This window comes from Micromonospora antibiotica (assembly GCF_017599305.1).
In the GTDB taxonomy this organism is placed as follows: domain Bacteria; phylum Actinomycetota; class Actinomycetes; order Mycobacteriales; family Micromonosporaceae; genus Micromonospora; species Micromonospora antibiotica.
Window position 1 is genome coordinate 98,961 of record NZ_JAGFWR010000001.1, and the last position, 25,775, is coordinate 124,735.

Annotated in this window: 22 protein-coding genes and 2 tRNA genes; 13 read left to right on the forward strand and 11 right to left on the reverse strand. The window is 68.8% G+C overall.

What is annotated here, in order from left to right:
• Nucleotides 1–45: 45 nt before the first annotated feature.
• The 5 genes from JQN83_RS00405 to JQN83_RS00425 form a co-directional block, all read right to left on the reverse strand.
• Nucleotides 46–3,468, reverse strand: coding sequence for a DEAD/DEAH box helicase family protein (locus tag JQN83_RS00405; protein WP_208565014.1), 3,423 nt, complete (start codon nucleotides 3,466–3,468; stop codon nucleotides 46–48).
• Nucleotides 3,469–3,514: 46 nt separating this feature from the next.
• Nucleotides 3,515–4,681 (reverse strand): restriction endonuclease subunit S, encoded by a 1,167-nt coding sequence (locus JQN83_RS00410; protein WP_208565015.1) that lies wholly within the window; start codon nucleotides 4,679–4,681, stop codon nucleotides 3,515–3,517.
• A complete protein-coding gene (locus tag JQN83_RS00415; RefSeq protein WP_244251535.1) occupies nucleotides 4,678–6,249 on the reverse strand; it encodes a type I restriction-modification system subunit M in 1,572 nt (523 codons plus the stop codon). Before JQN83_RS00415 ends, JQN83_RS00410 begins: the two co-directional genes overlap by 4 nt.
• Before the next feature lie 302 nt (nucleotides 6,250–6,551).
• Nucleotides 6,552–6,627, reverse strand: a tRNA-Arg gene (locus tag JQN83_RS00420).
• A 35-nt stretch (nucleotides 6,628–6,662) separates the two neighbouring features.
• A tRNA-Ser gene (locus JQN83_RS00425) sits at nucleotides 6,663–6,753 on the reverse strand.
• A gap of 1,039 nt (nucleotides 6,754–7,792) precedes the next feature.
• Between JQN83_RS00425 and JQN83_RS00430 the strand changes: the two genes are divergently transcribed.
• Nucleotides 7,793–8,767: a hypothetical protein gene (locus JQN83_RS00430; protein WP_208565016.1), complete on the forward strand. Its 975-nt coding sequence runs from the start codon at nucleotides 7,793–7,795 to the stop codon at nucleotides 8,765–8,767.
• 118 nt (nucleotides 8,768–8,885) lie between these two features.
• Here JQN83_RS00430 and JQN83_RS00435 read toward each other — a convergent pair whose 3' ends face one another.
• Nucleotides 8,886–9,659, reverse strand: coding sequence for a CPBP family intramembrane glutamic endopeptidase (locus tag JQN83_RS00435; protein WP_208565017.1), 774 nt, complete (start codon nucleotides 9,657–9,659; stop codon nucleotides 8,886–8,888).
• 146 nt (nucleotides 9,660–9,805) lie between these two features.
• On the opposite strand from JQN83_RS00435, the gene JQN83_RS00440 reads away from it, so the two are divergent.
• Nucleotides 9,806–10,924 carry a globin domain-containing protein gene (locus tag JQN83_RS00440; RefSeq protein WP_208565018.1) on the forward strand — a complete coding sequence of 373 codons (1,119 nt, stop codon included), beginning with the start codon at nucleotides 9,806–9,808 and terminating at the stop codon, nucleotides 10,922–10,924.
• A 98-nt stretch (nucleotides 10,925–11,022) separates the two neighbouring features.
• Here JQN83_RS00440 and JQN83_RS00445 read toward each other — a convergent pair whose 3' ends face one another.
• Nucleotides 11,023–12,525, reverse strand: a complete 1,503-nt coding sequence (locus tag JQN83_RS00445) for a peptide deformylase (RefSeq protein ID WP_208565019.1) — start codon at nucleotides 12,523–12,525, stop codon at nucleotides 11,023–11,025.
• A 339-nt stretch (nucleotides 12,526–12,864) separates the two neighbouring features.
• On the opposite strand from JQN83_RS00445, the gene JQN83_RS00450 reads away from it, so the two are divergent.
• Nucleotides 12,865–13,644, forward strand: coding sequence for a hypothetical protein (locus JQN83_RS00450; RefSeq protein ID WP_208565781.1), 780 nt, complete (start codon nucleotides 12,865–12,867; stop codon nucleotides 13,642–13,644).
• A gap of 15 nt (nucleotides 13,645–13,659) precedes the next feature.
• Here the strand turns inward: JQN83_RS00450 and JQN83_RS00455 are convergent, their stop codons facing one another.
• Nucleotides 13,660–15,348 carry a DUF6311 domain-containing protein gene (locus JQN83_RS00455; RefSeq protein ID WP_208565782.1) on the reverse strand — a complete coding sequence of 563 codons (1,689 nt, stop codon included), beginning with the start codon at nucleotides 15,346–15,348 and terminating at the stop codon, nucleotides 13,660–13,662.
• Nucleotides 15,349–15,766: 418 nt separating this feature from the next.
• Here JQN83_RS00455 and JQN83_RS00460 point away from each other — a divergent pair, with 418 nt between their 5' ends.
• Nucleotides 15,767–16,477 (forward strand): class I SAM-dependent methyltransferase, encoded by a 711-nt coding sequence (locus JQN83_RS00460; RefSeq protein WP_208565020.1) that lies wholly within the window; start codon nucleotides 15,767–15,769, stop codon nucleotides 16,475–16,477.
• Nucleotides 16,478–16,528: 51 nt separating this feature from the next.
• On the opposite strand, the gene JQN83_RS00465 is transcribed toward JQN83_RS00460, so the two are convergent.
• Nucleotides 16,529–17,062 (reverse strand): YbhB/YbcL family Raf kinase inhibitor-like protein, encoded by a 534-nt coding sequence (locus JQN83_RS00465; RefSeq protein WP_208565021.1) that lies wholly within the window; start codon nucleotides 17,060–17,062, stop codon nucleotides 16,529–16,531.
• A gap of 145 nt (nucleotides 17,063–17,207) precedes the next feature.
• On the opposite strand from JQN83_RS00465, the gene JQN83_RS00470 reads away from it, so the two are divergent.
• From JQN83_RS00470 to JQN83_RS00480, 3 genes are all read left to right on the forward strand, one after another.
• Nucleotides 17,208–17,588 carry a nuclear transport factor 2 family protein gene (locus JQN83_RS00470; RefSeq protein ID WP_208565022.1) on the forward strand — a complete coding sequence of 127 codons (381 nt, stop codon included), beginning with the start codon at nucleotides 17,208–17,210 and terminating at the stop codon, nucleotides 17,586–17,588.
• A 1,242-nt stretch (nucleotides 17,589–18,830) separates the two neighbouring features.
• Complete coding sequence (locus JQN83_RS00475) at nucleotides 18,831–19,322, forward strand: hypothetical protein (protein ID WP_208565023.1); 492 nt, start codon at nucleotides 18,831–18,833, stop codon at nucleotides 19,320–19,322.
• 686 nt (nucleotides 19,323–20,008) lie between these two features.
• Nucleotides 20,009–20,533, forward strand: a complete 525-nt coding sequence (locus JQN83_RS00480; protein ID WP_208565024.1) for a hypothetical protein — start codon at nucleotides 20,009–20,011, stop codon at nucleotides 20,531–20,533.
• Here JQN83_RS00480 and JQN83_RS00485 read toward each other — a convergent pair.
• Nucleotides 20,518–21,072, reverse strand: a complete 555-nt coding sequence (locus tag JQN83_RS00485) for an AAA family ATPase (RefSeq protein WP_208565025.1) — start codon at nucleotides 21,070–21,072, stop codon at nucleotides 20,518–20,520. The genes JQN83_RS00480 and JQN83_RS00485 overlap by 16 nt on opposite strands.
• A complete protein-coding gene (locus JQN83_RS00490) occupies nucleotides 21,069–21,929 on the reverse strand; it encodes a GntR family transcriptional regulator (protein ID WP_208565026.1) in 861 nt (286 codons plus the stop codon). Before JQN83_RS00490 ends, JQN83_RS00485 begins: the two co-directional genes overlap by 4 nt.
• Nucleotides 21,930–22,586: 657 nt before the next feature.
• Here JQN83_RS00490 and JQN83_RS00495 point away from each other — a divergent pair.
• The 6 genes from JQN83_RS00495 to JQN83_RS00520 are packed head-to-tail and all read left to right on the forward strand — an operon-like array spanning nucleotide 22,587 to nucleotide 25,730.
• On the forward strand, nucleotides 22,587–22,958 hold the full coding sequence (locus JQN83_RS00495; protein WP_307798938.1) for a DUF6284 family protein: 372 nt from the start codon (nucleotides 22,587–22,589) through the stop codon (nucleotides 22,956–22,958).
• Entirely contained in the window at nucleotides 22,958–23,320 is a 363-nt protein-coding gene (locus tag JQN83_RS00500; RefSeq protein ID WP_208565027.1) for an RRQRL motif-containing zinc-binding protein, read from the forward strand. Before JQN83_RS00495 ends, JQN83_RS00500 begins: the two co-directional genes overlap by 1 nt.
• Nucleotides 23,321–23,362: 42 nt before the next feature.
• Entirely contained in the window at nucleotides 23,363–23,674 is a 312-nt protein-coding gene (locus JQN83_RS00505; protein ID WP_208565784.1) for a hypothetical protein, read from the forward strand.
• Nucleotides 23,674–24,342: an NUDIX domain-containing protein gene (locus JQN83_RS00510; protein ID WP_208565028.1), complete on the forward strand. Its 669-nt coding sequence runs from the start codon at nucleotides 23,674–23,676 to the stop codon at nucleotides 24,340–24,342. Before JQN83_RS00505 ends, JQN83_RS00510 begins: the two co-directional genes overlap by 1 nt.
• A gap of 17 nt (nucleotides 24,343–24,359) precedes the next feature.
• Nucleotides 24,360–25,553: a hypothetical protein gene (locus JQN83_RS00515; RefSeq protein ID WP_208565029.1), complete on the forward strand. Its 1,194-nt coding sequence runs from the start codon at nucleotides 24,360–24,362 to the stop codon at nucleotides 25,551–25,553.
• Between the two features lie 15 nt (nucleotides 25,554–25,568).
• Nucleotides 25,569–25,730 (forward strand): hypothetical protein, encoded by a 162-nt coding sequence (locus JQN83_RS00520; RefSeq protein ID WP_208565030.1) that lies wholly within the window; start codon nucleotides 25,569–25,571, stop codon nucleotides 25,728–25,730.
• Nucleotides 25,731–25,775: the final 45 nt, after the last annotated feature.

The following is a 25,775-nucleotide window of genomic DNA, read 5'->3' on the forward strand; positions in this document are numbered from 1 at the left end:
TGCTCGAGCTCAATTCAACAGAGCAGCTGCTCTTCTTTGGTTGGCTTAAGCCACCCCTGCCGCAGGGGCGGCGGTGTCTCGGACGGAGTTGAGGATCGTGATCAGGAGGTCGACGTCGGCGGACAGGAAGATCGAGTCCGGCCCCTGCGGGGCGATGTCGCTGAACGGGGATTCGTAGAGCCGTGCGGGCTCCATGACGCCGTTCTGGGTCAGGTGGGTGATGATCAGGTTGACGAAGTTGATCTGGTTCGCGGTCAGGGTGCGGCCGGCGAGGAACTCGCCGAACGCCTCGGTGGCCGCTTCCCTGTCGAGTCCGACCAGCGAGCGGATGAACAGGCCGAGCCCGTGGGCCGAGCGGCGGGCCTCGTCGATGTCCTCGGTGCCGCCGCCGCTGGCCGCGAGCATCCGTTCCAGCTCGTCAAGGTCGGCCGGGGAGAGCTGCTTGTTGCGGCGCAGCTTCTGCAACGCCAGGTGGTCCTCGTGGGCGCGCAGGTACACCCGGGCCTTCGCGCGGAACCGCTCGAAGTCCGTACCGATCTTGATGTCGTTCAGCGTGACGACCGAGATCTCGCCCAGCTCGTCGGTGAAGTCGGTGTAGACGATGGCCCGCTTGGACCTCTCGATCAGCTTGACCAGCCCGCGAAGACGGCGGCGCATCAGCTCCAGCATCGGCAGGGTGACGTCCTGCCACCACTCGTCGCCGGCCACCTCGTCGAGGAGCTGCTGCTGCTCGCGGATCGCCGGGATACTGGTCTGCTCCAGCAGCGTCGAGGCGATGTCCTGCACCTGCCGGCGCAGCCGGTCGTAAGCGGGTTCCACGTCGAGCTGGCCGAGCTGGAGGCGCAGCACCATCAGGTCGAACCGCTTGGCGGCCTCGTCCTCGTCCTTCACCGCAGTGGGCAGCCCGGCGAGGTTGCCGCCAATCTCGTCCACGGCCTCGGGGGTGAGCCGATGCCAGTGCGCGAAGTCGACGTAGTACTCCACCAGGCGCCGCTTCGGGCGGACGACGAAGTTGTCGAGGTGGATGTTCTCCACCCGGCGATGGAGGTTGCGGGCGAGGTCCCATCGCAGGCCGTCCGCGCTCTGCGTCCCGTCGGCCTCTGCCTCCGCGCTGGCGTCGGAAGGGAGGCGCAGGTCGAGGCGGTAGATCAGTTCGAGCTGGGCCTTGAACAGCCGCTCGGTCAGCGACTCACCCAGCGTGCCCTCCGCCGCCTTCGGGTTGTGGTTGAAGAACTCGAAATTCTGGCAGAAGTCGAAGATGAAGAAGTCCTGCTTGTCCTGCCCGGGGCCGTAGAGGCCCTTGCACAGCCGGGTACCGCGGCCGATCATCTGCCAGAACTTCGACTTCGACCGCACGATCTTGAAAAAGACCAGGTTGACGACCTCGGGTACATCGATGCCGGTGTCGAGCATGTCCACCGAGATCGCGATGTGAGGGTCCTTTTCCTTCTCGGAGAAGTCGTCGATGAGGCTCTGGGCGTACTCGGTCTTGTGGGTGATGACCCGGGCCAGGTGCCCGCGGTGCATCGGGTACGCGAGGTCGAACCGCTTCTGGATGAAGTCGGCGTGGGCATTGTTCTTGGCGAAGATGATGGTCTTGCCGATCCGGTCGCCGCCCGCGACGTGGTGGCCGTGGGTCATCAACGTCTCCAGCACCTTGTCCACGGTGTCGGCGTTGAACAGCCATTTGTTGACCGCGTCGGGGTCAACGCCGTCCGGCGGCCCGTCCTCACCCCAGTCGAGGGCGTCCCAGGCGTCCTTCTCGTCCTCGGTGAGGTCGTCGTAGCGGATGCCGTCGCGCTGGAACTTCAGCGGTACGGAGACCGCCCGCGGCGGCACGAGGAAGCACTCGTTGACCGCGTCGTCCAGATCGTAGTGGTCGGTGGGTACGCCGTCTTCGAGGTTGAACAGGCTGTAGGTGTTGCGATCGACTTCGTTGCGCGGGGTCGCGGTGAGCCCGACGAGGAGGCTGTCGAACCAGGAGAAGATCGCCCGGTACTTCTGGTAGACCGAGCGGTGCGCCTCGTCGATGATGACCAGGTCGAAGTAGCCGGGGCCGAAGCGCCGCTCGCCGCTGGCGGTCTCGTTGATCAAGCCCATCATGGTCGGGTACGTCGAGACGTACACCCGGCCCTCGGTGTTCTTCTCGGTGACCAGGTTGACCGTCGCCGCTTCGGGCAGGTGGGTCTTGAACGCGTTAACCGCCTGGTTGACCAGCGCGTTGCGGTCGGCGAGGAACAGCACCCGCTTGACCCAGTTGGCCCGCATCAGCAGGTCGACCAGGGCGATCACGGTACGGGTCTTGCCGGCGCCGGTGGCCATCACGACGAGCGCCTGCCGCTGCCGCTGCCGCTGCCCCTCGAACGCCTCGCCGATGGCCCGGATCGCCCGGTGCTGGTAGTACCGCTCGACGATCTCCTGGTTGATCGGCACGCCCGCGAGCGGCTTGCGAGTGTCGCGCCGCTGGATCAGCAGGTGCAACTCGTCCTTGGTGTAGTAGCCCTGCACCAGGCGCGGGGAATACGCGGTGTCGTCCCAGAGCCAGGTCTCGTAGCCGTTGGTGTAAAAGATGACCGGGCGCTGGCCGTACCGCTGCTCCAGGCAGTCGGCGTACAGCTTGGCCTGCTGCTGGCCGACGGTGGCGTCCCGGCGGGTGCGCTTGGCCTCGACCACCGCGAGCGCCTTGCCGTCGTCACCCCACAGGACATAGTCGACAAATCCCGTGCCCGTGGTGTTAGGCATGCCGGTGACCTCGAACTCGCGGTCCTCCGGACGGTCGAGCCGCCATCCGGCCTCCCGCAGCATGAGGTCGATGTAGAGGTCGCGGGTCTGCGCCTCGTCGTAGTCGTGGTCGTCGGGGCGGGCCTCGTTGGCGGCCTTTGCGGCGGCGATCTCGGCCCGCAGCTTCGCCAACTCGGCGTCGAGGGTATTGCTCTTCTCGCGTTCGGCGGCCAACGCCGCGTCTTGGGCGGCGAGCTTGTCGGCGAGCGCCTTTAGATCGGTCTGGCTCTGCTGCCGGACCTGCGAGGGGATCGGGCGGGGGATGAAGTCCGGGTTGAAGGCCAAGGCGCTCGCCGGGACCTTCGTCTGATCGCGCGTGTAGTGCCGGGCAATCCAGTACGTGACGTGGAACAGCTCGCGGAGGACCGGCACCGCCTCCTTCGGCGTCACCGGCGTGCTCTTGTGAACGGCCGTGTTGCCCTGCTTGCGGATGATGTCCATCTTGGCCTGGAGGGTGTGGCCCACCAGGTTGCGCAGCGACGACTCGTGGATCATCGCCGACAGGTCGTCCTTGTACGGCTTGGTGAGCGTGCTGTCGGCCTCGAAGAGCCAGGTAAGGGCGAGTTCGAGCGTCCGCCGGGCATAGAAACACGAAGCCCGCGGATCGGCGACCGCCAGCCGCTCGGCCCGCAGAGCCTCGCCAAACAGTACGGGCCACTCAGCCCGCAGGAACGCGAAGTTGCTCATCGAACGCCAACCCCCACAGTCGACAGCAGCCCTCGATCATCCCACGTCAGAGCAACCCCCGGAAGGCCCGATCCTGCAACGACGCGAACAGCGCGTCCAGCTCCGTCAAGCTCGCTTGATGAGCCACATCTAGCTTTTCGGCGGCGGCGATCCGCTCGCGAAATTGTCGTTGGTCAGCGAGCGGCGGCAGGGGCAGCGCCATCTCGCGGACCATGCCAACGTTCAGATTCTTCTGACGCGCTCCCCGCTGTAGCCGGCGGAAATGATCCCTTCCCACTCGCAGTGCGAAGTAGACATAAACCGGATCAGCCATTTCGGAATCCAGGGAAGCAAAGGCGATTGCCTGGTTGCATGAGCAATCGACTGCGGCGATGCTCGTCTTCAGCGCAGCCGTATCGTACATGCCGATCATAATCGATCCGCGTAGGACTTTCTTTGCGGATGTCTCAGCCAGAGCTTTTAGCGAGACTTGCTCATTGCTCTGGGAGACATACATATTGCCAAGCTCACCCGACGAAAACCATGGAATCTCGCCTTCGAAGTATTCCTCAGCGCTGCGCGGTGGCGTGCCTCCGCTCCTCCATTGGCCGAGTTTGCCCAGCGGCGTCAGCGGAAGGCCCTTGTTGTTCCGGGCAGGGTCACCGAACATGTCGAGGAAGATGGATCGGGTGAGGTCGTCGAGGCGGGCGAGGGCTTCACGGCGCTTGGCGCGCAGATCGTCCGCCCGATCCAGCGCCTCCGCAATCCTCCGCTGTTCTTCAAGCGGAGGCAGGGGTATCTCTACCTGCGAGACGATGCCTTTGGAGATCTCCTTGAAGGTCGCACCGTTGCCAAGGCTCTCCAGATATGGCCTGTTTGCCTTCAGCCACCAGTACAGGTACTTCGCCTCTACTGCCCGGACGTCAGGGACAAGGCTCTTGAAGCCCTGGTTCGTGGCCATCGGAATGGTGTTGATGGCAACGTGTCCGATTGGCGCCCGGGAGCTGAGCAAAACCGAACCAACCGGAAGTACCGATGCCGCACAGCTTCTCAGGCCGGATGCAGTGATTTTTCGGGGCGTATCATGAATATAGGTGCCGCGAAGGACGCTTAGGTCCTTCGGCGTTGCCCAGGGAATCTCACCATCCCAATATTCCTCAACACCAGTTTTGGGCGTAGCGCCGGAAACGATCTCGCAGCAGTCGCTCAGCCTCGCCTTTTGCCATGCGCTCATGCCAGGAACGCCTTGAGGTCGGACATGCCCTGCTGGATTTCAGCCTCCAAGCGCTCCAGGTCGGCCAGGATGTCGAGCGGCGAGCGGTGCTCGACCTCCTCGTGCACAACCTCCTTGTAACGGTTGAGGCTGAGGTCGTAGCCCTGCTCGACGATGTCGGCCTTGGGTACGCAGAAGCTCTGCTCGGTCCGCGCCCGCTGCAACTCGTCGCCGTCACGCCGGAACCACCGCGCCAGGGCGTCCGGAAGGTTGTTCCTGGTGTGCCCGTCCTCGGCCAACGCCACGTCCGGCACCGGCCCAAGCTTCTCGGCTGGCAGCAGCGGGGTCCGCTTGTCATCGAGGCTCCAGCCGTCAGCGGTCACCTCGTAGAACCAGACGTTGTCGGTACCGCCGCTGTTGGTTTTGGTAAAGAGGAGGATCGCGGTCGACACACCGGAGTACGGCTTGAACGTCCCGCTGGGCAGCTTCACCACGCCGTCAAGCTTCTGGTCCTCGACCAGCATGCGGCGCAGATCCTTGTGCGCGTTGCTCGATCCGAAGAGCACACCGTCGGGCACGATGACGGCCGCTCGGCCGCCGGGCTTGAGCAGCCGCAGGAAGAGGGCAAGGAAGAGCAGCTCAGTCTTCTTGGTCTTGACGATCCGCTGGAGGTCCTTGGACGTGGTTTCGTAGTCAAGGCTGCCGGCGAACGGCGGGTTGGCCAGGATCAGCGAGTACTTCTCCGACTCGTTGCTGACGTTCTCGGCCAGCGAGTCACGGTAACGGATGTCGGGGTTCTCCACGCCGTGCAGGAGCATGTTCATGCTGCCGATTCGCAGCATGGTGCTGTCGAAGTCGAAGCCGTGGAACATGCTCTCGTGGAAGTGCTTCCGCTGTACCGCGTCGAAGAGCGCGTCGGGGTGGGTGCGGCGGACGTACTCGCCAGCCTCGACGAGGAAGCCCGCCGTGCCGCAGGCTGGATCGCAGATCTCGTCGGTCGGTGTTGGCGCCATCATCTCGACCATCAGCTGGATGATGTGGCGTGACGTGCGGAACTGTCCGTTGTGCCCAGCCGTGGCAATCTTGCTGAGCATGTACTCGTAAAGGTCGCCCTTGGTGTCCCGGTCCTTCATCGGGATGTGGTCGAGCATGTCGACCACGCGGGCGAGCAGCGCCGGGTTGGGGATGGTGAACCGGGCGTCCTTCATGTGGTGCGAGTATGTCGACCCGTCACCGCCGAGCGTCCGCAGGAACGGGAAGACCCGCTGGCCGACGATCTCGAACATCTCGGCCGGTGCGGCGCTCTTGAAGTGCGACCAGCGCAGGTCGTCGTACTTGCGTCCCTGGTCGTCGCAGCCCTCCGGGAAGATCCGGCGCTCCATCGGCTTGCCCAGCCGGTTCGCCTTGTTCTCTTCCAGCGTGTGCAGGTCATCGAGCCGCTTGATGAAGAGCAGATAGGTGATCTGCTCGATTACCTCCAACGGGTTCGAGATGCCACCCGACCAGAAGGCATCCCAGACGCGGTCGATCTTGCTCTTCAGCTCACCGGTGATCACGTAGCTTCGGTCCCCACCCCGTCGTACTGCCAAGTCGACCTAGGCTAGCCCCGCCCTTCCGTCGGGTGGGATCGGGCGTTGGGGCGAATACTCCACATGCCCGGCGCGCTAAGGAGCAGCCGAGGATGCGTCAACGCCTCGGGCTCGGGGCGTCATGCGCTGACCGTCTACCCCTGGGTCGACTCGCGGGTCTGGACGGCGAGTTCGGATCACCCAGATGCCACCCTTGGCGACTCTCCGTAACGATAACGAAGCTCAGCGACACGACGTGCACCTTGGGTGCACGAATAAATGCCCCTCCATCGATGGATGGAGGGGCATTTACCCTGCTCAAGTGGTGCGCCCGAAGGGACTCGAACCCCTAACCTTCTGATCCGTAGTCAGATGCTCTATCCATTGAGCTACGGGCGCCCGGTGCTCGACCAGTCTACACAACCGGTTTTGCGCGGAGACTCCGGGATTCGAACCCGGGAGGGGCTTTAAGACCCCAACCGCATTAGCAGTGCGGCGCCATAGACCAGACTAGGCGAAGTCTCCTCGGTGACCCTGCGGACCACCGCGGACGAGGATACAGGTCCGCCCCCACCCGGGGCAAAGCGACTATCCCGACCGACCGCAAGCCCTGCTGGGGGATCGTGCCGGGGGATCAGCCCGGAGGTGGATGCGGGGCGGCGGTCGCCCTCCCACGACACCGCCCCGCACGCGTATTCCCGCGTGTGCCAGGTCACGTTCGCGACTACGCTCCTGTCCCATGCAGGAGCAGCCGCCGAGCGACCCGCCCCGTCGCCCCACCAGCGACCGGGCGCGTCGCCGCTCGCCGGAGGCGACCTTCACGCCGCCGCCCGTACCGCCCCGGCAGCAACAACCTTCCGATGACGAGGCGACGCCCCGGCCGAAGCGGAGTCGCCCCACGAAGGCGGCACCGGCCGTGCTGTTCCAACCCCCCGCCGACGGGTCGCCCGTACCATCGCCGCCGCCTGCCGCCCGACCACGCCGCGCGGCCGACGGTCCGCCGGCAGACAAGCCGACCAGCACGGCCGACGGTCCGCCAGCAGACGGGCCGACCAGCGCGGCGGGCGGTCCGCCGACCGCACCGGCGCAGCGCGGAGGGGACGAGAGGCCGGTACGCGACGCCGCCCCCGCCGCGGGCAGCGCGCCGGCATCCGCCGCGATCCCCGGGTCGCCTGCCGCGCGACGCACCGCCCGCAGCCGGGCGGCGGGGGCGGCCGCCGGCAGCACCACCTCCCCACCCCGGCGAGAACTACGGCCCGACCCGGCAGAGGGGCCCGCCGCAGTCCCCGGCACCCCCGATCCACCGGCGGAGACCGCTGCCTCGGCGGAGACGCCGAAGACGAGGAAGACGCCGAAGACGAGTGTGTCGGCGGAGGCGCCGGAGTCAGCTGTCTCGGCGGAGACGAGCACGCCGACAGAAACAGCCGCTCCACAGGCACCGGTTCCGCCACCGAAGACGACCAGACCGGCACAGAAGTCCACGGCTTCACAAGCGGCCACACCGACGACGACCACGCCGGTGGTGCCGGGCACGCCGCCACGGAAGCGGACCCCCCGGAAGGCGGTGCCGGCGGAGGAGGCCGGCCCGACCACCCGCCGGGCTGCGCCCCGCAAGCGGGCGACCCCACCGAAGAAACCGGCACCGCCGGAACCCGCCCCGGCGGCGACCACCAACCCCACCGGGGAACCCGACCCGACCATCGGGCAGCACCCGGCAGCAGGGCCCGACCTGGCGAGCGGGCAGCGTCCGCCCGCCGGATCGGAACTCGGCACCGCGCCGACCGCCCCCGGGCCGGCCACCGCCGACCTGGCGGAGCACGGCCCACGAGCCGTGCCCCCACAGCCCGACGCCACCGGCGCACCTGTCGGGGCGGCAGCGGACCCGGACGGCGTGCCATCGGGGCGGGTCGAGCTGGCGGTGCTCCGGGCCCGGCTGCTGGCCCACCCGGGATTCGCCCCGGAGCTGCTGGCCCTGGCGGCGGTCGAGGGGATCGGGCCGCGCGCGCAGACGTGGGCGCGCGGGCTGCGGGAGGCGTACCCGGATGCCGGTCCGGACGGGCTGGCCCGGCTGGCCACCCGGCGGTTCGTCAGGTGGGCCGGGGTGGGTGGGGCGACGGCGGCGGTGGCCGGGCTGTTCGCGCCGGTGGCGGAGCTGGCGGCGGTGCTCTGGACGCAGTCCGCGCTGGTGCTGCACGTGGCGGCGGCCTACGGGCGGGATCCGCTCCACCCGGACCGGGCGGTGGAGTTGCTGGTGCTGACCCGGGTGCACCCGGACGCGGACAGCGCCCGTGCCGCGTTGGACTCGGCGCGGGCGGCGGACGGGCCCGGTGACGGGCCGTGGCCGCGTGCGGCGGAAGCGGCCTGGCGGTTGGCGGCGCCGCTGGCCGCGCAGGCCGGGGGCTGGGCTGCGCTCCGGCTGGCGGCCCGGCTGCTGCCGGGGGCGGCGGTACTGGCGACGGCGGCGGGTGACGCGGCGGCAACCGAACGGCTCGCTGCCCGGGCGGTGGCCTCCTACCGGCCGGCCCGGGTCGGCCGGTAGGGCCGGTCCCCACCGAACCCGCCCACCGTCGGCGGCCTCCGCGGCACTTCAGTGACCACCGCCGGAACATCGACAGCGGAGCGGCGCGGCGACAGGAGGGCGGCGTGGGTGGCGGCGGTCAGAGCCAGTCGAACCAGTCCTTGGGCAGCAGCGAGTAGCCGACGAAGGCGACCACGTCGAGCAGGGTGTGCGCCACGATCAGCGGCATCACCCGCCGGGTGCGCAGGTAGAACAGGCTGAACACGACGCCCATCACGGCGTTGCCGACGAACGCCCCGAAGCCCTGGTAGAGGTGGTAGGAGCCGCGCAGCAGCGCGCTGGTCGCGATGACCGCGCCGATCCGCCACTGGAACTGTCGTAGCCGGGTGACCAGGTAGCCGACCACGATCACCTCCTCCAGCACGGCGTTCTGCACGGCGGCGAGGACCAGCACCGGCACCGCCCACCACAGCGGCGGCAGGCCGGCGGGGACCAGGGTGGCGTTGATGCCGAGCTGCGCCGCCACCCAGAACAGGGCCAGGCCGGGCAGGCCGATCAGCGCGGCCAGCCCGGTGCCCCGGGCCAGGTCGGACCCGGGCCGTCGCAGGTCCACGCCGAGGGTCCGCGCTGGGTCGCCGGGGTCCCGTGCCAGCAGGTGTACGGCGAGCAGCACCGGCAGCAGCGCGAAGACGATGCCGAGCAGTTGGTACGTCAGGTCGAGCCAGGGCCGGGCGGACTGTGAGGTGTTGAGCGAGGCGGTCTGTTTCGACAGCGGCCCGTCGGCGGTCAGCTTCGCGGTCAGCGACACCACGGCGTAGACGGCCGACTGCCCGAGCGACAGGCCGAGCACCAGCAGGGTCTCGGTGCCGAGGACCCGCCGGGTCACGGGGCGGGTGGGCTGCTCATCGGTCACCGCACCACTCTGCCCGACGGGGTGGTCCCGATCGCACCGGCCGGTGGCCCCGGACGAGCCGATCGCACAGTCTGTGCGACCGCTATATACGCTCCGTGGACATTCTATCGGGGCCCGATCCGCCGTCAGGAGGAGGACCGCCCCCCGTGGACAACTTCGCTCGGCTGTTGAAGGAGAGTTGGACCCTGGTCGAGGAGGACCGGAACCGGCTGAGCGGTCGTTTCTACGCCCGGCTGTTCCTGCTCGATCCGGAGCTGCGTCGGCTGTTCCCGGCGGAGATGACCGGCCAGGGTGACCGGATCCTGGACGCCATCGTCACCGCGACCCAGGTGATGGACGATCCGGAGAGCTTCGACGAATACCTGCGCTCGCTGGGCCGGGACCACCGCAAGTACCACGTCGACACAGCGCACTACGCGACGATGGGGGTGGCGCTGCTCGACGCGTTGCGTACCACCGCCGGTGACGCTTGGAGCCTGGAGTACGACCAGGCGTGGCGGGACGCGTACGCGGCGATCACGGCGACCATGCTGGCCGGGGCGGAGGCGGACGAGAACCCGCCGTTCTGGCACGCGGAGGTCCTCACCCACGAGCGGTACGGCACCGACACCGCCGTGTTGACCGTCCGCGCCCTCCAGCACCCGCTGGTCTGGCGGGCCGGCCAGTACGTCAGTGTCGAGGTGCCCCGGCACCTGCCCCGGGTGTGGCGGACGTACTCGGTGGCGAACGCCCCGAACGACGACAACGTGCTGGAGTTCCACGTCCGTACGCCGGCCGGCGCGGGCTGGGTGTCCGGGGCGTTGGTGCGCCGGACCAAGCCGGGTGACCTGCTGCGGGTGGCCGCTCCGATGGGGTCGATGACGGTGGACCGGGATTCCGGGCGGGACATCCTCTGCGTGGCCGGCGGGGTCGGCCTGGCGCCGGTGAAGGCGATGGTGGAGGAGTTGGCCGGCTGGAACCGGGCCCGCTGGGTGCACGTGTTCTACGGTGCCCGGCACGCCGACGAGTTGTACGGCCTGGCCGGCCTGGAGGAGCTGGTCGCCGCGCATCCCTGGTTGTCGGTGACCCCGTCGTGCAGTGACGACCCGGGCTTCGACGGCGAGCGGGGGGACGTCCCCGAGGTGGTGGCCCGGTACGGCCCGTGGACGTCGCACGACTGTTACGTCTCCGGCTCCGCCGCGATGGTCCGGGCGACGTTGCGGGCGCTCGCCGAGGACGACGTCCCGCCGCAGCACATCCGGTACGACACGTTCGGCAACCTGTAGAGCTTTACTCCCCCCGAACCGGGGCGCGTGCCCCCGCCCCCTGGGGCACGCGCCCCGGTCCCCTCCGTGCCCACCCGGATCAGCGTCCGGGCAGGCGTTCAGGCGTTGCTGTCGCGGTATTCCTCGACGGGGACCAGCGGCACGCCGGGTGCCATCCGGTCGGTCCAGGCCCGCCCGTCGAGGTGGTCGATCTCGTGGGCGACCAACCGGGCCATCCCGTACGCGAACGAGGTGATCATCCGGCTGCCGTCCCAGCGGGCGTGTTCCACGTCGACACGCAGTGGGCGGGGCACCAGGCCGCGGTGGTCGGCGGTGGCGAGGCAGCCCTCGTACTGTTCGACGGTTTCCGGGCTTTCGGCGACCAGCCGGGGGTTCACCAGGACGACCGGCGGGGCGGTCCGGTCGGGGGGGCGCACGACGGCGACGGCGGCGTCCAGGCCGAGCTGCGGTGCGGCGAGGCCCATCCCGGCGCTGAACGTGTGCACCTCGTCGGCCTGGGCCAGCAGGTCGGTGAGCCGGCCGGCCACTTCGCGGGCGGCGGCGGCTTCCCGGGGCAGGTCGAATGGGCGGGCGGGCCGGCCGGACGCGGTGGCGTCGGGGGGCAGCACGCCGAGGGCGCGCAGCCGGTCGGTGGGGCGGGCCGGCACCTGCGGCGTCGTCTCCGCCGGCTCCTGACGGAACCGCCACTGGAGGCGGAAGCGGGTGTTGAGCGGCGGGTCGTCGGTGGACCAGTCGAAGACCACCCGGTCGCCCCGGTCGTGTCGGCGGACCGGGGTGCGCAGTGGCCCCTCGTCGGCGGAGAGCGAGGTCTCCACCCCCCAGACCCGGGGGTCGAGGGCCGCCGGGAGGTCGAGCCGCACAGCCAGGTGCCGGGTGGGCAGGCGGACGGCCCGTTGGAACCACGGGCCCCACTTGACCCGGCCGACCCGGTAGGCGTACTCGACCTCGGCGCGATCGCCGGGGTGCAGCGGGAACGGCCCGTCGGCGTTCTCGAACAGCAGCCAGATCTCCTTGTACGCGTCCCGGTCGTGGCGGACCCGCCAGTGCATCGGTTCGCGACCGCCGTCGTCGTGGTAGATGGCCCGGAAGCGCAGCTCGGCGAAGGTGAGCGGGTGTTCCCGGTGGTGCCGGTTGGAGCGCCCCGGGTCGTCGGGCCACCGGTCGACGGCGACCCGGACGAGGTAGCGGGTGACCGGTTCGGTGCCGGCGTTGTGCAGTCGACGACGGATCACGCACCGGTAGGTGCCGTCGACCAGGGTGAGGGTGGCGGTTTCCTGTTCGACGACGAGCCCGGTGCCCGGCGGGAGCCACCGCCCGGGGGGTGTCGGTTCGCGTTGCCCGGGAACGGCACGGGCCTGGCGGAGCTGGTCGTACTCCTGGAAGCACTGCCAGATGACGCCGCCGGCGTCGAGGACGGCTTCGGCGCGGCGGGCGAAGTCTTCGGTGGGCCGGTGCCGACGCCCCTCGACGTGACTCACGTACGACGGGTCGAAACCCATCAACGTGGCGAGCTGTTTCTTGGTCAGCCCCCGCCCCGTCCGGTGCCGGGCGAGTTCCGCCGCGAACGAATCGGCGGCCCGCTCCAGGGGAGAGGTCGTCATCAGCTTCCTCACGCAAAGCAGCCGGGACGACAAGTCTTCACGTTTTCTCCGTTTCCCCGTACCGAACTGGCACGTTGTCGACATATGCCTTGACACCGCCGGCGTTTTCCGCGCCTTCGGTCGGGTAGTAGCCGAACCGGGCTGATCCGTGCCGACCGGACGGCCATGGTGATCCCGACCTCCCGATCCGCTCCCGGAGAGGCTTCCCTCAGGACCCCAGGCATGGTTAGGCTAGCCTTAGCTTCACGGGCGACCCCTCCGGCACCGGAGTGGCCGACGGGGCCTCCGCCACCCACGGCGGACGAGCGGTGACGGGAGGGGGTCGGGATGACGGCGGTGATGCCGGGCCAGGATCTCGCCGGCCGGCTCGCCCCGGTCACCACCACCCTGCGGGCCATGTTCGGCACCGACGCGCTGCCCGGCCTCGCGCCGGGTCTGGTGGTGGCGGACGAGTTCGGCTGGAGCCCCGCCACCACCCTCGTCGACGGCACCCGGATGCCCGAGTTCCTGCGCGCCGCCGCCCGCCGCTGGGGTGGCACCCCGCACGCCTGCGCCGCGCTGGCCTGGAAGTCCTACAGCTACTGGACGGCGCTGCCGGTGGTGCTCGGGTGGGCCTCGGCCCGCCGGGTGCCGCTGCTCGACCCGGCCGACGTGCTGATCCACTTCGAGGACCACCGGCAGCTGCTCACGATGGGCCTGCGCCGCTCGACGACCGTCGCGGTGCTGCCCGGTGACCCGCTCGCCCTCACCGGCCAGCTTGGGGTCCGGGTCGCCGCCGACGAGGCCGAGCTGCTCGGCCTCCTGCGCGCCTCGCTGCTCGACGCCCATCTCGCCCCGATGGTCACCGCGATCCAGGCGGAGGTACGGGTGGGCGTGCGTACCCTGCTCGGCTCGGTGGCCTCGGGCATCGCGCACGGCATCCTGCGGGCGGCGGACGCCCTGCCCGGCCCGTCGGTGCGCACCATCGACACCCTGCTCGACACCCTCGGCATGGCCGACCTGGTCGAGCTGGTGCCCGGCCGGGGCGGCGAGCCGACCGTGCAGCGGCGCACCTGCTGTCTCGCCTTCACCCTGCCCAGCCCCAAGGTCTGCCAGGGCTGCTGCGTCCGCTCGGCCTGACCGGCCCGCCCCCGCTCAGTCCGTGAGCGGCCGGACGTCCCACCGCCACACCCCACCGGTCCAGACGGGGGTGATGCCGGTCACCGCGGTCATCGCCCTACGCAGCGCGTCGGCGTGCGGGTGCGGGCCGAGGATCACCACGCCGGCCCGCCAGTAGCGCAGGTCGGTCACGGCGGCCCGTCGGTCGGCGGCGGTGACCGGTGGAATGGTGCCGGTGCGCGCGATCCCGCCGAAGAAGTTGCTGGTCCGCCGGTACGGCGCGGTGAACAGGGCGGCGTCCGGCTCGGGCGACCACGGCCGGGTGTCGGGGGCCAGGAAGTAGCCCCGCGCCAGCGGCATCTCCAGCCGGGTCCGGGCCGACCAGCGCAGCGGGTCGGCGTAGGTGTTGTCGGGCAGCGGCAGGGTCACCACGCTGCGGCCCCCGGTGACGTAGGGGCGCCACCCGCCGGAGGTGACGAACGCCGGCACCGGGTCGAGGCGGGTCGCCGGCAGCGGGGTCGGCAGCAGCGGCAGCAGGGCCATCAGCAGGACGGTCGCCGTGACGAAGCGGATCTGCCGCCTGGCGGTCGGGTGCCGGTGGGCGAGATCCCGGGCCCGCTGCACGCCGAGGGCCAGCAGCACGCCGATGACCGGGGTGATCGCCAGCGACCACCGGGTGGGCACCACGGAGTGCAGCAGGGGCAACTCCTCCAGCAGCGCCCAGGGGGCGGGGACGCCGGTGTTGCGCCCGTTGAGCTGCACCTCCCGGCCCAGCGACAGGACGGCGAAGAACAGCCCGAGCGCGGCCAGGCCGAGCACCAGGGCGTTGCGCCGCAGCCACCAGACCAGGGCGACCGTGAGGACGACCAGCGGCCAGCCGAAGAACGCGTTCTCCTCGGTGGGGTTGCGGGCCAGCGGGTCGGCGGACCGGGCGTCACCGGCCAGCGACTCCCGCGACCAGCCGACGAACGCCCCCAGGTCGGTGCGGTAGCCCCGGATCAGCCGGGACAGCCCGTGGTAGGAACCCGGCCCGAAGAGCTGCACGTACAGCGGGTAGGCGAGCAGCACGGCGGACAGGAGCGCAGCCACGCCGAGGCCGGCGAGGAACGGTCGGGCCGCCGCGCGCAGGTGCGGCCGGCCGACGACGAGGGCACCGGTGACCGCGGCCAGGGCGATCGCCGTCATCAGCAGGATCTCCAGGTTGAGGAAGGCCTGCCAGACGATCAGCAGGCCCAGCAGGAGCCCGTTGCGCAGCCACCGGCCCGGCTCGGTCAGTCGCAGGGTGCGCCAGATGATCAGCGGTACGACGAACTGGGAGACGATGTTCGGGTGGGCGTTGGCGTGCGACACCATCGCCGGGGCGTACGCGCAGAAGGCTGCGCCGAGCCAGGCCGGCCCCCGGGACCGGGTCACCACCCGGGACAGGAAGAAGTACCAGGCGGTGCCGGTGGCCGCCATTCCGAGGGTGAGGAAAAGAAGAAAGGACCAGTGCGGCCCGAAGAGCATGGTGACCGGGGTCATTGGTATTGAGATGGATAATACGGAGGTATTCGCCATCAGATTCACGCCGTCGGGCACGTTCATCCGGTCCGAACCGAACGGATAACTCCATTCCGTGACGACCCGAGCGCCGTGCGCCATCATCCACTCGAACTGCGCCTGGTCCGACCGGTTGTCCCGCACCCCGGCCCCGGGGTCACGCCACAACCGGGCGGTCACCCACATCGCCAGCGCGAGATAACTGGCCACGGCGAGCGCGTCCCACCGCCACCCCGCCCTCGCCGGACCCCCCGCCGCCGGGGCAGGTGGGCGACGCGGGCGGCCCGTCGGGAACACCCGCCGCCACCTCCGCCGGACGACACGCCGGGTCGGCACCGGCTCGGCGTCCCCGACGCCGGACCGACCGGCGACAGGCTCCGATTCGGAAGTAGTCATGACAATTCACAGCGTAGTTGGCCTATGGCGGGCACGTGACATGTTTCGGGTACTGCCGTACTATGTGCCGGGTTCGCCGACCGCCGATCACGTGCCCTCCCCCGACCACAATTCGGCCTTCACAGTGCCCCGTTTCCTCCGCCCCTCGCGCGGATGATTCACTCTGTCGGTCCAGGCGCGGGTCAGTCATATCGTGAGGAATCGACGCATGGTAGAAATCACTGGGGATCAGCGCGTCCAGTCAGAGGTCCTGGAGGGCCTCGCCACCGCGGTCAACCACCGCCGGTGGTTCGTCGAACTGGCGGTGCCCCACCTCGGTGACGACCCGATCGAGATCGGCAGCGGCCTGGGCGACTACGCCCTGGAGTGGGCGCGGCACGTGCCCCGCTTCACCGCCACCGAGGCCGACCCGGACCGGCTGATCCTGCTCAAGGAGCGGCTGGTCGACGAGCCGACGATCGAGGTCCGCGAGATGCTGCTGCCGCACCCGGGCGGCGGCGACTACAGCGCGGCCGTGTCGTACAACGTGCTGGAGCACATCGAGGACCACGTGGGTGCGCTGCGCAGCATGCGCGACCTGGTCCGGCCCGGCGGCGCGGTGATCATCATCGTGCCGGCGTTCCAGTTCGCGATGGGCCCCGCCGACATCGCCACCGGCCACGTGCGCCGCTACACCAAGAAGACCCTCGGCGACGCGATGACCGCGGCCGGGCTGCACGTCGAGACGATGCACTACGCCAACGCCCTCGGCCTGATCGGCTACTTCATGGCCACCAAGGTCTTCCGGCTGATGCCGAAGGAGGGCCCGATGGTCAAGGTGTACGACACCCTCGTGCTGCCCGCCACCAAGGCCGCCGAGCAGCTCGTCCGGCCGCCGTTCGGCCAGTCCGTCTTCGCCGTCGCCCGGGTGCCCGGCTGACCGTGCCGCCCGCCCGCCGGCCCCGCCCACGCGGGACCGGCGGGGCACCGCTCACTCCTTGATCTGGTACGTCGGCCGGATGACCGCCCGCGCCAGGGTGTGGAACGCCAGGTTGAAGCCGACGTACGCGGGGCTGGCGCCCGGCCCCACGCCGAGCGTGTCGACGTCGACCGCGTGCACGGCGAAGACGTACCGGTGCGGGCGGTCGCCCGGCGGCGGGGCCGCACCCCCGTATCCGGTGTCGCCGTAGTCGTTGCGGACGCTGAACGCCCCACCCAGGTCGGCCTCCTGCACGCCGGTCGGCAGGCTGGTCGTCGAGGCGGGCACGTCGACCAGCACCCAGTGCCAGAAACCGCTGCCGGTCGGGGCGTCCGGGTCGAAGCAGGTCACCACGAAGCTCTTCGTACCGGCGGGGAAGCCCGACCAGGTCAGCTGCGGGGAGACGTTCTCGCCACCGGTGCTGCCGTGCGCGTACCGGGCGTCCATCGGCTCGCCGTTGTGCACGTCGTCACTGGTCAGGTCGAACGACGACACGGTCGGCAGCAGCTCGTACGGGTCCGGGGCGATCGGTCGTTCCAGGGTCATCGGGAAGGTCCTTCCGGTGTGCGCGTTTTCCTCTGCCCCTTCTTACCCCGCCGGGCGGGGACGACGAACCGGAAGCACCGCGCACCGTCGGGCCGCCAGAATGAGGGGACGCGGCCGACGGGCCGGTCGACGACCGGGAGGGCACATGCGGGACACCGAACGTGAGGCGGAACTGTTGGAGGCGGAGCGCCGCCTCCAGGCCGCCCAGCTGACCGGCGACGTGGCCGCGCTCGACGCCCTGCTCGACGACCGCCTGATCGCCGTCGGGCCGGACGGTCGCACCTTCGGCAAGTCCGACGACCTGGCCGCGCACCGCAGTGGCAGTTCGGTGCTCGACGAGCTGGTGGAGGAGGAGTTGGAGCTGCTCGTCGCCGGGACGACCGGGGTGACGTTCTTCCGGGGGCGGGTCAGCGGCACCTTCGCGGGTGAGCCGTTCGCGGCGCGGTTGCGCTACACCCGCACCTGGGCGTACGACGACGGGTACGGCTGGCGCATCCTCGCCGCCCACCTCAGCCCCGTCTCCTGACTGCTGACGTGCGGGCACCCGTCCAGCGCCGTCAGCCGCCACGCGGGACGGACGTGACCCGTCGTGCTGGCGGCCATCGGGGAAGGTCTCCCGGAATGGGAGGTACTGACGTGCGTCAACCAGCGTCGTTGCCTGATTCACCGGCCCGCCGGAGTGCAGGTGCGCACGCCACGCCCGCCTGTGTGTGTCCTGCCACCCCGAGCCCTCATCTGCGGGCTCCTGGTGCTGCACAATCCGGCCAGACAACAAGCTGCACACATCCGGCCGTAGAACAAGCTGTACACATCCGGCCAGCGAAAAAGCGCAGTCGCGCCGGAGCAAGAATGACTCTTCCGCCGCCACACATCGCTGATGCTCGACCGAGCTGGCGCAGTTCGTCATACGAGTCCCCGTTCGACTCGACGGCGTAGCGGCTCGATACGTGCGCTGATCGACTCGGACGCACCGTGCGCAGAACGCGAAAAGGTCCTGCCCGACAGACTCGTCGGGCAGGAATGGCTGGAAGCGGGAAGCGATCCGCAATCCACTCGACCCTGTCGGGACCGATCGCCCCCATCTTGTCGACCACTGGCCGCCAATAGCCGGGCCGACCGTACCCAGGTTGGCGCGAAGGCCGTCGATGGTGGCGGTACGGCGGTGTCAGCGCAGAGCACCGCATCACACCACTGCGGGCATTTTGTCTGATTCACTACTTAAAAGCGATAGAACCGCTAGGTTGCACCTTGATAGCAAGAAGGAGGGTAACTGGCACCCCGCAGCCCCAAGTGTCGGACTTCCGACACTACTACCGGTGCACTTTCGGTAACTTCATGCAACCCCTGCTCGATGAAGTTACCAAAGGCGGACCCTGAGTGCCCCGTGGAAAAGGCAGCGCAGCCGAGGTCCAGTACCTGCGAGACGGCGTCGAACTCACTCAGTACGGAGAGGAAGGAGAGGATTTCCGCAACTTCCTGCGGGTAGACATCGGTGAGACCGAGATGTCATTGATCATCGGCAGGCAGTCCAAGATGGCGGTGGCGCTCCTCGTCACAAAAGCTGCACCACCTTGGGCCAAGGCTCGGTACACCACCGTCGGCGCGCTGCGTCAAGCTGGCTTCGAAGTCGTCCACTCACCCACCCGGGGGAATCCCCTCCATGTCTCGGTCTTCCCACCGTCTGGGCCATATGGGCCTACCGAGTGGGATGACGGTATGGCGATGAGCTTCGACAAGTGCTTCACTGAGTCCACGGGAGGTGATACTCGTGAGTAAGTCGGTTCTCCCAAAGTTGGGCAATCTAGCGTGGGCACCGGTCACCTCGGTGGAGGAGGTCGAGATATTCGATCGCTACAACGGCGTACCCACCCTCGGCATATTCAGAACGGGCGGCCAGGCTCATCTGTTCTGGCGCACACTTGGCTACACCGGGGACATCTCCCTCTGGCTTTATGTTCCGCTGTCAGACGGAGATCAGGAGGCCCTCGGTGACGACGAGGGTCCCGGCCTGCTGGACGGAATTGTCTACCAATCGGCAAGGCAGCGCTGGGTGACTGTCGGCGTCGCCGACTACTACCGGCTCATCTTCGAGCGCGAGTGGAGCATTCCGCCCAACGCGAAGCACGGCCAGATTCTTCGATCGCTGATCGAGGATGTAACGGCGGCCCTTCAGCTTGCGATCGATGGAGGACTTCCGCCCGGCAGGAAAGAGAACTTCAAGAAGGCGCAGGAAGCTGTCCGCCATCTTGTGGCCTGCTGACCCCCCTCATTGCCGCTTCCTGCCGACCGGCAGGAAGCGGCACGCGCTCCGAGAAGCACTCCGGTGACGCTACGCGACCTCTGGTGACACGAAAGGTCAGCCGAGGACGTACCCGCACCGTTCGAGCAGGCTCCATGAGCGGCTGAAGGACGGGCACGCATGGACGGCGCACACTGCGAGACGCCACCTGGCAGGGTCAACACTGGTGAGGGTGCGTTGCTGCCGCTCTGGACGCGGAGGGTGTGGGATTCGAACCCACGAAGACATCGCTGCCTTACCGGTTTTCAAGACCAACCGCTGCAAGCTGGTGAGCTGCGCAAACGTCGAACCACAGCCAGTCCTTGCCGGGCATTTACCGCTGCTCGCGATCAGAACGCGCTGCGGAGCTTGTCACGGACTGCTCGCGCCACTGATCGCCGCCCGCCCGGACAAGCCGCTGAACCATCGTGCGCGCCTCGGCCTCGGTCGCAAACTCCCACCGGAGTACTCTGCCCGTCTCAACATCGCCGGCCCTCGCCACAACGTGCCATCGCACCTCACGAGACAGCCAGACATCGCGGCGCGTTAACCGCCCCCACGATCCGTTCCACCACCGCGATACCTGCTCCCGCACGCCACGGATCGTACAGGCGTACGAACGGACGCGCAGGTCACACCGATTTCGATCTAGCGGATAGCCTCAGCCCATGGTCGCCTCGACCCCCCTCCTGCGCTCCTGGCGTGTCCGGGCGTTCATCGCCGCCGCCATCGCCCTGACAGGCTGCCTAGCTGTGCCGGCAGGGTGGGCCGTAGTGATGACGGCCGAAGCTGGGCAAGGTGAACCCACACCCGTTGCCGCTGCCAACGCCTACCTACTCGCGACGTTCGCGTCGGGCGATGGGCTAGGGATCGATCGATGCGTGTGCAGCGAGAGGCCACGCCGCGCCTTGAAAACGGCGCAGGAATTGCGGCGCGAATTCGAGGCGCATGCCGGTGACGGAGTGAAGGTTGAGTCGTTCGATTGGCGAGAGTCGTCCTCAACTGGCCTGGTCTCGGCAATGGTGGGCTTTCGGTTCACGAGAGTCGACCCAGAAACAGGAAGTGTCACCTTCATTAGCGGCACTAAGCATGAATGGCGCTTTCACACGATGAAGGAGCATGGAATTAGCGGCGGCTGGAAGGTCTGCCGTGTCGAGGCTCCAGCCCTCTGCGGCACTCATATCCGCTGCTGACTGTTCATGCCAGCGCTTCGGACAGCACCGAGAATAGACCGGGCCACTACCGCCGGCTCATTCTCAGCAGTGTTGACGTCTACGTCGGCGCACTCAAGCGATTCCGTCTCGTCCCACGCCGTCAACCGCTCTTCAACATCCCCGGTTTTTCGCGCAACGATTCGCGCCTCTGCAATATCTCGCGGGCACCAAAGGTGGACAACAACCCACCGAATAGAAGGGGTTGCGGCCTTGACTGCATCAATTGCTGCTACTTGCCCCAAGTGCAACACCGGTACCGAGTGATCGGCGAGGCTCAACAAAACCGATCGGTCTATCCCGTATACCGATCCGTAACGCCGGTTCTCCCAAATAAGCTCACCTTGCTTACGCAGCTCGTTGAAGCGCTCATGTGAAACCATCCGGTAGCCGGTGGTTCGCCCAGCTCCGGCCTTCAACCGCTGGAAGAGAGCAACACACCCTCCAAGGTTTACCAACTCGCGGGTAACCGTGTCCTTACCTGCGGCGGGCGGGCCGTAGAGGATGACGCCGACCCTCACGACCGGCCACCCTCACGACCTAGTATCCGGCCCAGCAACTCTCGTGCCTGCGTTTGCAATGGCGCACTGGACGTGCAGTTGGTCACCAACGCATGAGGCACCTCGGGACGGAAGTCCACATCAATGCGGCCCAAGTAGCCCGACCAATCAGCGAGCTTTGCAGCATCACGGGCAGCCCCCCGGTGGCGAATGTAGGCATGCATTGTCATTGGATCGCAGTAGACCCACACGAAGGTCGTTGCCGCCTTTTTCTCCGCGAAAGATGCCTGCACGCGTTCCAGCCACGCCCGATCTTTGAACTCAGCGATAAAAGGGGCAGCAACGATTGCACTATTGCCGCATAAAACATTCTCATTTGTCGCCGCCATAAGCGATTCGTACTCGCGCGGCCTCATGAGTCTTAGGTAGTCTTCGGACTCGCGATCATTGGGAGATAGGCCCATTACCTCAAGAGCGGCTTCAACGACGGGACGCGTCAGTGTGTCTTTGTCGAGAATCGGCCACCCCGTCTCACGAGCAAGAATTCGACCCAACTCGGTTTTTCCGCTGCCCGCATAGCCACCGATCATCAACACCTGAGGGCTCATTGGCCGGATCTCGATCCGCTTGCTTTGATCCGGCGCGTGCACAACTCGCTTTGACCGGGATTTGCTAACCACTCGCCCCTCAGAGATCAAGAGACGCATTGCTTCCGAGATCGTGAAGCCGCTGACACCCCACCGGTCGGCTAGTTCCCGCGTGGTGGGCAGCACCTCACCGTCACGAAGCACCCCGGAATCGATGTCGTTGCGGATGTTCCGGGCGACCTGCTGATGGAGCGCCTCAGACCGAGCTAGCCGGGGCTCAGGGGTTGGCATGGCAGTCCTCTCAGGAGCCGATAGCAGTCCCCGCAGCCTACCAGCGGCCTAACAGATGGTTGGTCCGCGTTTCACGTTTGCCCAGCTCAGACACGACTTGTGCCATAACAGTTGACCTGGAGACATACCAGTTGTTAGGTTGCCTCCATCACACCGAGCCCGGAGCAGACGGGGAAGGTGGCGGCTCGCCGCCACTCGCCTACGTGCTGCCGGTGTCTGGCTGTTCATTGAGAACTTCACAGCAGAAGCGCCGCGTAGATCCGTCTTGCGGCATCCCCGCCTTGAGCCACACGGTGGCCGACCTCGGTAGATCCCGAGCGAGCGGGGCGAGCGGGCCGGGTCTGGCGCGCGGTTGCTTCTGCCTCTGATTCCCGCTGTGGGTGGGGTCGCGCTGTCACGGCGCGGCCCCGGCCCCGGCGCTCTGCTGCTGGTCCGGGTGGCACCCGGACCGCGCTGCCTACCCAACCTGACTTGACCTGTGGGGAGAGGTGATCCCGCTATGTCCGCGATCGCTGCGTGTGTGCGTGTCACGACCAAGAGCCGCGCCATCTGGCGCACCTGCACGGCGTGCGGGGCGCTTGCCCCGCTGGCCCCTAACGAGAGCCGTTGCCGGGCCTGCCCGCTGACGTCTCGCCGTACTGAGAGGAACCGATCGAAGTGATCCCCGCTGAGTTGGAGCCGACCCCGTTTGACCTGGCTGCGATCGACGCCGAGTGGCCGTTGATTGCCGCTGAGCTGGACGTGCTCGACGCTGAGATCAGCCTGTTCTACGCCGACGACCGGGGTGGCCCCTCGCCGCTGGACTGGCGCAGGCTGCGCCGGGCCGAAGCTCGCGTTACTCGCGCCGCCACGACGGCGGTTCGCCCGCCCTGGCAAGCCGACGGGTGCGTGCTTCACCGCCTGGCGGTGGTCGGCCGGACCGGTTGCGGCTACGGCTGCGAGATCGTGCGCTGCCCCGCCTGCGGTGGTGAGCAGGTTCTCCACCAGACCGCCGACGGATGCCGGGCCAGCCTGCCTCGCGCGGTCTGATGTCCCGCATCCGGGCCGCCTACTGGGACCCGGAAGGAACACGGTTCGGTATCCCCACCTACTGGTGGCGAGGTGCCCCGCCCGGCTACGCCACCCGCCGCCAACTGACCGCCGCCGGGCTGCGGCCTGGTGGTCAACCGGTCGCCGCTCAGGTGCTCTGGCGTGGTATCGGCGGCACCCGCGCCGCCTACCTGTACCGGGTCGACCTGGCCCGGCCGAAGCGCACCGCCACCCCCGCCCAGCGGCGGGCCATCGCCGCCGCGTTGCTGGCCCGCCGCACCTGTCCAACCTGCCGGCGGGTGCGCCCCTACTACATCCCGCGATCCCTCGGAGAGTGCACCGACTGCTCTCCCCTGTGTTGAAAGAGGCTCCGAGTGACTGTCCAGAAGTCCCGTCGCGCCGTCATGGCCGAACTGATCCTGCTGGCCGACCCGACCTTCATCCGCGTTCACACCCCCGGCGTGTCGCTGTCGGTCACCTTCGACAGCATCGCTGACCTGAAGTCGTGGCTGCACCTGGCCGGACTTAACGACCCGGACATGCTGACCGGCGAGCACGACGGCACCGCCGACGACGGTCGCCCCTACCGGTCGATGAACGCCTACCCGACGTGGCACGGCTGGGAGTTCTACGCCTCCGCCCGCGAGTACACCGACACCGCCGGGCCGCTCGACCCGTCGACCGCCGATCGGCTCGCCGCGCTGGCGGTGGCCTGATGACCGCGCGCACCTTCACCCACCCGTCCGTCCTGGCCGGCATCACCGCCGGGGCGTCGTGGGCCGATGCGGAGATGGATCCGACCCGCATCGACTGGACGGCCCGACGGGCCGCCGCCGCGATCCCGTTCCCCCTCGTGGACGGCCGGCCGGTCAACCCGTACGCGCCGACCGGTATCCGCTACGGCCGTAACGAACTCGGTCACTGGGGTGAGGCCCTGGCCGCCGACGCCATCGTTACCGCCGCCGACATCGGCGGGCAGCGGTGGCTACTGCTCATCGAACGCGGCGACGGACACGGGTGGGCGGTGCCCGGCGGGCACGTCGACCCCGGAGAGAACCCGACGCACGCAGCGTTCCGCGAGTTGGCCGAGGAAACCGGCCTGGTCGCCGACCCCACCGACCCGTGGGTTAAGACGCTGCCGGCCCGGTACGTACCCGACCCGCGCGCCTCCGATGAGGCGTGGATGGTCACCGTCCCGGTCCGCATCGACCTCGGGCACGGGTGGGACGCCCTGCCGGAGGTGACCGGCCGTGACGACGCCCGCCAGGCCGCCTGGCTGCCCGCCCGCTCCTACCAGCACCTGATCGAGCACCTGCGCCACTACCACGACGGGGACGTGTTCCCCGCTCACCGTGACCTGCTCGCCGCCGTTCTCGACCACTGACCGGAAGGACACCTGCGATGTTTCGTCGTACGCCGGAAGATCCGGCGATCCTGGCCGCCCGCGCGGCGGCCCGCCGTGAGTCCGCACAAGCCGATGTCGAGCGTGCCCGGTTGATGGCGCAGCTCGACCGGGAACAGCGGGAAGCCAACGCCGAACACGCCCGCCGCCAAGCTGTGGCCGATGAGCAGGAGCGCCGCCGCCGCGACGCCGCCCGCCGCGTCGAGCGGACCGAGACCCGGGAGCGTCGCCGCCGGGCGCGAGCGGAGTTCGGCGCGAAACTACGCCCGGTGCTGCCGCTGCTGCTGATCAACGGTGGCGCGGCATACGCGCAGGCCGCCTACGCCTACGACCAGATCGCCCCGGCCGCATGGAACGGGCCGTCTCGGGTGGCGTTCGCGGTGGCGTTCTCCGCCGCCCTGGAGTCCATCGCCGTCTACGTCCAGTGGCACGCCCACGACGCGCTCATGCTCAAAGCCCACGCCACCGCCGCGAGTCTGCGTCGGGCGGCGTGGCTGATCGCCGCCGTGGTCGCCGCCATCAACTACGCCCACTTCGCCAACGGGGCCGCCCCGACAGCGGCGGCGGTGGCGTTCGCGTTGCTGTCCCTGCTGTCCCCGTGGCTGTGGGGTCTGCACACCCGCCGCGCTCAGCATGTGCAACTCCTGGCCGAGGACGCCAACCTGATCGATGACGCGGGGGTGGAGTTCTCCCCGAAGCGCCGCCGGATGTTCCCCATCCGCTCACTGATGGCGGCCCGCTGGTCGATCGAACACAACGAACGCGACCCGCGTAAGGCGTGGGAGGGCTACAACGCCGCACGGGCCGCCCGCGCCGCCGCACGCCAGGCCGACAAGGACCACCGGGCCGAGAAGGTCACCACGCCGCCGGCCGAGACGACGCCGGAGGAACCGGCAGAGGCCCCGGTCGACCCGTGGGACCACGCCGAGCCGGTCACCCCGGCACCGGCCACGCCGGTTCGTGAACCGGTCCGCCCGGCCCGACCCGTGGCCCGGTCGTTGACCGCCGCTGAGCGGGTCATCGCCGCGCACACCACCGACCCGACCGCCACCCACGAGCGGATCGCCCACCTCGCCCAGGTCAGCGTGAGCACCGTCAAGCGCCACCGGCCCCGCCCCGTGACCGGTTCACCATCCGCACCGAGCGCTGCGGCAACGCCGGTCAACGGCACCCCCGTCCCGATCGCCGCCTGACCCCCGGGAGAACCCATGTTCGGCAAGAAGACCACCGTCCCGAACACCATCACCGACCGGCAGGTCGACGACCTGAACCGGCGGGCGCAGCGCACCAACCCGCAGATGTTCACCCCGGAGGCCATCAAGAAGCGGCTGGCGACGCAGGAGCAGCAGCGCGAGGCCGACCAGTCCTGACCCCGCCCGGCGGCACAGCCTCACGGCCTGGAAACCAGTGCTGTG